Raw genomic sequence first — 6,442 nt, forward strand, 5'->3', positions numbered from 1 at the left:
GCGCATCGCACATCGGCCCAGTAAATTCGGAGCACGCGATGTTCCGAATGGCCGGCGAGGGGGGATCGCGGTGCGCCAGGGCATGACAGTTGGTGAGCGATATGAGTTGGCCGAATGTCTGGTCGGCAGCCAGGTGACCGAGGTCTGGCTGGCCCGCGATCTCGAGCTGGGCCGGGACGTCGTGCTCAAGCGCCTGCTGGCCGACAGCGCCGAGTCCAGCCGATTGCTCGCCGAGGCACGCGCTCTCGCCGCCTTCAACCACCCGCACGTGGTCACCCTGTACGGCACCGTGGACGACTGGCTCGTGATGGAGTACGTGCCCGGCGGCAATATGGACGGACGGCCGAGAATGTCGCCGAAGAAGGCGGCACACGTCGGCGCGAAGATCGCCGGCGCCCTGGCCGCCCTGCATGACAAGGACCTCGTCCACCTCGACGTGAAGCCGGCCAACATCGTCGGCGGCGGTGATGGCGTGGTGAAGCTGACCGACTTCGGCGCCGCGTACCGGATCGGGGGGCGGGACACCGCCACCCGCAACGGCGCCATCAGCTGCACCTTCGCGTACGCCGCTCCCGAGGTCATCAAGGGACAGCCGGGGGCGAAAGCGGATGTCTTCTCCCTCGGGGCCACCATCTACGCGCTGGTCGCCGGCCATCCGCCGCGTCAGGAAGCCGACGGCGGTGAGTCGGACGAGGACTCGGTGGCGTGGGAGCTCGCCCATACGGACGTCCCGCTGACGGCGGACGTGGGTCCGTTGAGGGAGCTGCTGCAGGAGATGCTGCGGCTGGATCCGCGTGCGCGGCCGAAGATGGGGCAGGTGCAGAAGCGGCTCGAGAAGATCGCGGGGGAGTCGACCGCTGTGGCAGGAAGGGCCCTCATCGTGTCGGGGGCCTGCGTGGCGCTGGTGGCCGTCTGGTACGGATACGGGCTGGACCAGGATCGCAAGGTCTCCGCGCCCACACCGCCCACGACCTCGGCGACCCCGGCCCCCGCCCCCTCCTCGACGGGCCCCGCCTCACCCCTGATCGGCGACCACCGTACGGCCGACCCCTGCGCCATGACCGATCCCGCCGCGCTCGGCCGGTTCGGCGAGACGGAGCTCGACATCGACTACGGCAACTTCGACCGGTGCGACGTCATCGTCTCCCCGCCGGGTGGCGGAGCCGTGGACGTCATGGTGGACCTCAACCACCTCGCGCCGCCCGAGCAGGCCGGGGAGCTGAGGACCGTGGGCACGATCACCGTGGCCGGCGAACCCCGCGAGAGCGGGGAGTGCTCGCGGACGCTCGTGCTGCCCGGCGTGGCCGACACCACGGTGCGAGTGCGCGCGCAGTGGGAGGACGAGGGCAAGGCCGACCTCTGTGAGATCGCCGATGCCGCCGCCACCATCGCGGCCCGGGCGCTCGACCGGGGCCCGCTCGAACGCCGGTCCCCACCACTCCCGGAGAGCTCGCTGGCACAGCGGGACGCCTGCGCGCTGCTCTCCGGCAAGGCGCTGGAGACCATCCCCGGCGTCGACGCCGCGGACCCGGACTTCGCGTTCGCCGGGTGGGGATGCACCTGGGGCAGCACCACCAGTGACACAGGGGTGGACCTCCGGTTCGACCGCGGCCGGCCGCCCACCGCGGAGGACGGCACGGCCACCCGGATCAACGGATACCGCGCGGTCATCGAGCCGGCGGGCGAGGGCGGCCGGACCTGCCTGGTCCAGGTGGTGTACCGCTCGTACACCGATCAGAACGGCCGGACGGCGGCCGAGAAGGTACGCCTCGTGGTCAGCGGCTCGCGCCCCATGGACCGGCTCTGCCGGATGGCGACCGCTCTCGCCGACTCCGCCACCGACACGCTTCGCGGCACCTGAGCTCCCCGCTTCCGGGAGGGGTCCCGGAGAGGTTCGGGCATCATACGGCTGCGTCCCGCGAACGCCCAGGAGGCGAGCAGATGAGCGTCACCAAGAGCCTGGCCCACGGCGTGGATCCGGCGGTGCCAGGCACCCTCCGTGCCCGCACTGTCATGGGCCGCATCACGGTCCCGCCACAGCCGGGCCGCCACGTCCGCTTCGGACGGGACAAGCGCCCGAACGTCGACCTGAGCGTCGGCGCGGACGACCAGTCGGTGAGTCGCCTGCACGCCGAGGTGACGTATCAGGACAATCTGTGGTGGCTGCACAATGTGGGCCGGCAGCTCATCCGCCTGCCACGCGGCCAGTTGATGCACAAGTCCGCCGATCCCGTCCCGCTGGCGGCCGGCTACACCCCGCTGTTCATCAGGGGCTCGGGTTACCGCCATCACCTGGTGGAGCTTCATGTCATGAGCCCGTACGGCGACGTTCTGAAGGATCTGCACGAGGCCGAGACCGTTCCGCCGAAGATCTGGGAGATCAGCGAGACGGAACGCCTGCTCCTGGTCGTCCTGGGCCAGCGCTACTTGCTGTACGAGGAGACTCCTCGCCCGTTGACGTACAACCAGGCCGAGGCCCGGCTGGCCGCCCTCCGGCCTGCGGAGAGATGGCGGGCCGGCATCATCGAGAACCGGATCGAGGCCGTCCGCTACCGCCTCCACGACGCAGGCTTCCCGTACCCGCTCCGGCACGACCCTTCGGAGGGCCGGCCGTACGACAACAACCTCCTGCACAACCTGCTCAAGGGCATGGTGGAGTCGACCACCCTCGTCCCGCCGGACCTGGACCTCCTGGAGTCCGACCTCGATTGAGCCGTCCCCACCGTCGGTCAGCGGTCAGCCACGGCACCCGGCACAGTGCTGAAGGAGCGGCCTGTGGAACAGGCCTCGGTGACGCTGGAGTCCACCGTCGCGCGCTCCCTGCGCCGCGTCATCAGATAGGCGTACGGCGACTGCCCGTAGGCGAGCCGGAACTGACGGCCGAGGTCACCGGGCGCCATGTCCACGTCGCGGGCGAGCGCCTCGATGTTCAGCGGCAGCGTGTACTCCCGGTCGATCCGGTCGCGGACGCGGCGCAGTCGCGCGAGGTCGTTCAGGCGCTGCGCAGCGGTGAGGGCGCGCCCCCATGCGGGGTGACACATGAGACGACTCCTTTCACATCGATCAGCGAACGGCTCAGCGAAGCTCTTGGATGCGGATCAGGTTGCCCGCGGGATCGCGGAGGGCGCAGTCGCGAATGCCGTACGGCTGCTCGGTCGGCTCCTGAACGATCTCGGCGTCGCGGGCCCGCAGCCCTTCGAAGGTGGCGTCGAGGTTCGGGGTGGCCAGCAGGATCCACCCGTAGGTGCCCTTGGCCATCATCTCGAGGATGGTGCGGCGCTCGTCCTCGGTGACCCCGGGGTCGGCGGCCGGCGGCGCCAGGAGGATGGACGTGTCGGGCCGGCCTTCGGGGCCGACCGTGATCCAGCGCATCTTGCCCTGCCCGACGTCGCTGCGGACTTCGAAGCCGAGGGTGTCGCGGTAGAAGGCCAGGGAGGCGTCCGGGTCGGTATGCGGCAGGACGGTCGTGTGAATGGTGATGTCCATGGCCGTCACGTTAGCCGCGGCTCGGCGACCAGCGCTTCTCGGTTCCTGATCAGGCTCCCAGACTCCAGATGCGTACTGTCCTGTCCCTTCCCCCGGTGACCAGAACAGGAGTCCCGTCGCTGCGCTTGCCCATCGCCAAGGCGAAGATCGTGTCGGAATGAGCGGCGAAGGGCTCACCGACGGCCTTGCCGGTGTCCAGCTCCCAAAGTGACACGGCGCCGGAGTCATCACCGTAGGCGATGACCGGGGTGCCGTCCCGGAGACGTCCCACGGCCATGTCAGCGGCTTGGGTGGGCGGGATCTTGATGGACTTTCCGACGGCCTTTCCTGTGTTCAGGTCCCAGGTCCATATCTTGCCGTCGGGTGTGTCCTCGTCGATCAGGGGATAGTCGGTGTTCGCGGAGACGACGACGGGCGTGCCGTCACTGCGCTTTCCGACCGCCAATGTTCGGGCCTGACATTCCTGACAGCTGAAAAGGGACTTGCTGAGCGGCTTTCCCGTCTCCATGCTCCAGATGCGCGTCCGGCCACTGGCGTTGCCGGTGATGGCGACGGGTGTGCCGTCACTGCGCTTTCCGGTGGCCAGATCCGTGGTCGTGCTGAAGACCTCGGTGAAGGACCGCTTGATGTGTTTGCCGGTGTCCAGGTTCCACAGGCCCACGACGGATCTGATTCCCCCTGCGGTGGCGGCGATGACCCGGGTGCCGTCCCGGAGTTTCTCCGTCGCCACCCCCCACATGATGTCGCGTTCGGACACGATGGGCTTTCCGAGCGGTGTCCCGGTGTTCAGGTTCCAGATTCGTACGGTGCCGTCCTCCTCTCCGCCGGAGACGATGACCGGGGTGCCATCACTGCGCTTGTCGATCGCCAGACTGTAAACCTCTTGGCGATGCCCCTTCAGCGGCTTTCCGATGGGTTTCCCGGTGTTCAGGTTCCAGATGCGGATGGTTCTGTCGCGACTGCCGGAGACGATGACCGGCGTGCCGTCGCTGCGCTTGCCGACGGCCAATGCGATCACAGGACTGAGGTGCCCCTGCAGAGGGTCACCGATCCGGGTGCCCAGGGGAGGGGCGTCGGCCGAAGAGGAAAGGACAACATCGGACGCCGCACTTTCTCCCGGCAGGTTCAGTGAGCCAACGGTTAACAGCACACCTGCAGCAACGATCAGGGACCTGGTGCCCACCGTATGTACCTCGTATCCATGTTGATCATCGGCCGAGATCGGACCGGCCGGAACTCGTTACCATTCGGCCATGATCGTATGGGTGGTCGTGGTGCTGATAGTCCTGTTCCTGGGTTACTCCGTGGGACTCCCAGCCGCATCCGTGACGGTCGCCAGGTTTTCCGCCCCGCCCAACCGCCACGCGCGCGTACGCCGGCGATTTGTGGTCGGGGGATTCTTCGTGTCGTTCTTCGGCGTCCTCATGATGGTGTTCGGTGCGTGGGCGGCGGGTGAAAATACGCGTTACCCCATCTTCGAGTGGTACGGGAACATGCTGGTGACACTCATGGGCGGAGGTCTGCTCCTTTTCGGTCTCGGCCCGTTCGCCTCATGGCTGCTGGAGATCGTCGGCCAGTACGCGGAACGGATGCCGCTGCCCGTTCGCCTGGCGGCCCGTGACCTGGCCGGTCGTCGCCCGACCACGGCTCCCGCGATCACGATGACGATGCTGGCGACGGCCTTCTGCGTCGCCCTGACGATCGTCGCGGTCGGTGTGACGGCGATGAGCAGGGCCGACTACCACCCCCAGGCCCGGCCCGGCGCCCTCCTGGTGGAGCACTTCTCGGCGGAGCACGCGGATGCCGTACGCACGGCGATCCAGCATGAGTTACCGGGAGTCCCGCTCGTTCGGCGTGACATTCCGAGCTACTCCGGGGGCGAATACCGATACTTCGACGCGGACACCGACGACGTCGACCTGCCGTACGACACCGTCTACGAGGGCGCTGTCATCGGCGACGAGACCTTGCTGCGGTACCTCACGGGTGACCGGTCGACGCCGTACGACGAGAGCACGGCCGTGGTGGTCACGACAGCTGACGTGAAGGTCGACTCGGTCACGATCTCCTACGACGTGACCGGGAAAGACAACCCGCTGACTAGCAAGACCATTCCGGCGACCGTCGCCGGAACCGTCGACCCTCAGATGCAGACGATCTTCGTGCCGGCGGCGGTAGTCCGGGACGTCGGCTATCAACTGGAGCCGCACGAGCTGATCGTCGACCCCTCCCTGCGTCGTGTCTCGGCGGATGAGCGGGAGCGGCTCGACAGCCGGCTGGGCGGCATCGCGGACGCTTATGTCGAGCGGGGATTCCAGGCTTCGACCGGTTGGATGGCCGTCGCCGCGGTGGCGTTCCTCATCGCCCTCGGCGGTGCGCTGGCCGCCGGGGGCGGTAAGGCCACGAACTTGAGGCAGAGGCGGGTGCTGAGGCTGGCCGGTCACGGGGCGGGCGCGACTTTCCGGTGGTTCAGCGCCTCCCGTGCCGGGCTGAGCGCGCTGTGCGGGACGGTGCTGGGCGCGGTCGCCGGTTATCCCATCGGGACGCTGCTGTTCTGGCCCTGGACGGCGTCGGTCACATGGAATGCGCCGTCACGGGTGCCTTCCGACACCCCGTGGCCGGTGATCGTGGCCGTGGTCGTGGGGCTGCCCGTCCTCGCCGCCGGCCTCGGCGGACTCCTCCCGTGGCTCAGGACTCGTATGCCGACAGCGCGTCCTGGAGCTCGGCGCGGGATGTGACGCCGAGCTTCGGGAAGGCCCGGTACAGGTGCGCGCCCACCGTCCGGTGCGACAGCATCGGTCGGTCGGTCTTCTGTTCGTCGCTCAGGCCGGTGGCGGCCGGCTGAGCGACCTGAAGTCCTTGTACGGTCAGCGCGGCCGTCAGGCGGCGTCGAGGGCTGTGGTGATCTTGCGGGCCATCTCGGTCATGGTGGGGCTGGGTTCGCCGTTCTGGGTGC

The 6,442-nt window shown here is 68.5% G+C and carries 6 protein-coding genes and 1 pseudogene; 3 read left to right on the forward strand and 4 right to left on the reverse strand.

Translation table 11 applies throughout. The features are described 5' to 3' along the window. The first annotated feature begins 82 nt into the window (after positions 1-82). Together ACTMTF_RS42230 and ACTMTF_RS42235 are read left to right on the forward strand one after the other, a co-directional pair. On the forward strand, positions 83-1,861 hold the full coding sequence (locus tag ACTMTF_RS42230) for a serine/threonine-protein kinase (RefSeq protein WP_441115723.1): 1,779 nt from the start codon (positions 83-85) through the stop codon (positions 1,859-1,861). An 80-nt stretch (positions 1,862-1,941) separates the two neighbouring features. After that, positions 1,942-2,712, forward strand: coding sequence for an FHA domain-containing protein (locus tag ACTMTF_RS42235; RefSeq protein WP_441115724.1), 771 nt, complete (start codon positions 1,942-1,944; stop codon positions 2,710-2,712). Positions 2,713-2,780: 68 nt separating this feature from the next. Here the strand turns inward: ACTMTF_RS42235 and ACTMTF_RS42240 are convergent. The 3 genes and pseudogenes from ACTMTF_RS42240 to ACTMTF_RS42250 all read right to left on the reverse strand — a co-directional run. Then, a pseudogene (locus ACTMTF_RS42240) lies at positions 2,781-3,041 on the reverse strand (AraC family transcriptional regulator); the annotation flags it as partial. Positions 3,042-3,075: 34 nt separating this feature from the next. Continuing rightward, the gene (locus ACTMTF_RS42245; protein ID WP_441115725.1) at positions 3,076-3,486 is read right to left on the reverse strand and encodes a VOC family protein; all 411 of its coding nucleotides are present in this window, start codon (positions 3,484-3,486) and stop codon (positions 3,076-3,078) included. 49 nt (positions 3,487-3,535) lie between these two features. Next, positions 3,536-4,669 carry a WD40 repeat domain-containing protein gene (locus ACTMTF_RS42250; RefSeq protein ID WP_441115726.1) on the reverse strand — a complete coding sequence of 378 codons (1,134 nt, stop codon included), beginning with the start codon at positions 4,667-4,669 and terminating at the stop codon, positions 3,536-3,538. Positions 4,670-4,739: 70 nt separating this feature from the next. On the opposite strand from ACTMTF_RS42250, the gene ACTMTF_RS42255 reads away from it, so the two are divergent. Beyond that, positions 4,740-6,224 (forward strand): hypothetical protein, encoded by a 1,485-nt coding sequence (locus tag ACTMTF_RS42255; RefSeq protein ID WP_441115727.1) that lies wholly within the window; start codon positions 4,740-4,742, stop codon positions 6,222-6,224. Here ACTMTF_RS42255 and ACTMTF_RS42260 read toward each other — a convergent pair. After that, on the reverse strand, positions 6,175-6,442 hold a 268-nt coding region (locus tag ACTMTF_RS42260; RefSeq protein WP_441115728.1), incomplete at its 5' end, for a LuxR C-terminal-related transcriptional regulator. The two genes, ACTMTF_RS42255 and ACTMTF_RS42260, sit on opposite strands and share 50 nt — an antisense overlap.

This window comes from Nonomuraea sp. ZG12, from assembly GCF_052068115.1.
Classification (GTDB): Bacteria; Actinomycetota; Actinomycetes; order Streptosporangiales; family Streptosporangiaceae; genus Nonomuraea.

Excerpts from the sequence above, each read along its gene's own strand:
- ACTMTF_RS42245 (WP_441115725.1), bottom strand. The coding sequence starts at position 3,486 with ATGGACATCACCATTCACACGACCGTCCTGCCGCATACCGACCCGGAC.
- ACTMTF_RS42230 (WP_441115723.1), top strand. The coding sequence starts at position 83 with ATGACAGTTGGTGAGCGATATGAGTTGGCCGAATGTCTGGTCGGCAGC.
- ACTMTF_RS42255 (WP_441115727.1), top strand. The coding sequence starts at position 4,740 with ATGATCGTATGGGTGGTCGTGGTGCTGATAGTCCTGTTCCTGGGTTAC.
- ACTMTF_RS42235 (WP_441115724.1), top strand. The coding sequence starts at position 1,942 with ATGAGCGTCACCAAGAGCCTGGCCCACGGCGTGGATCCGGCGGTGCCA.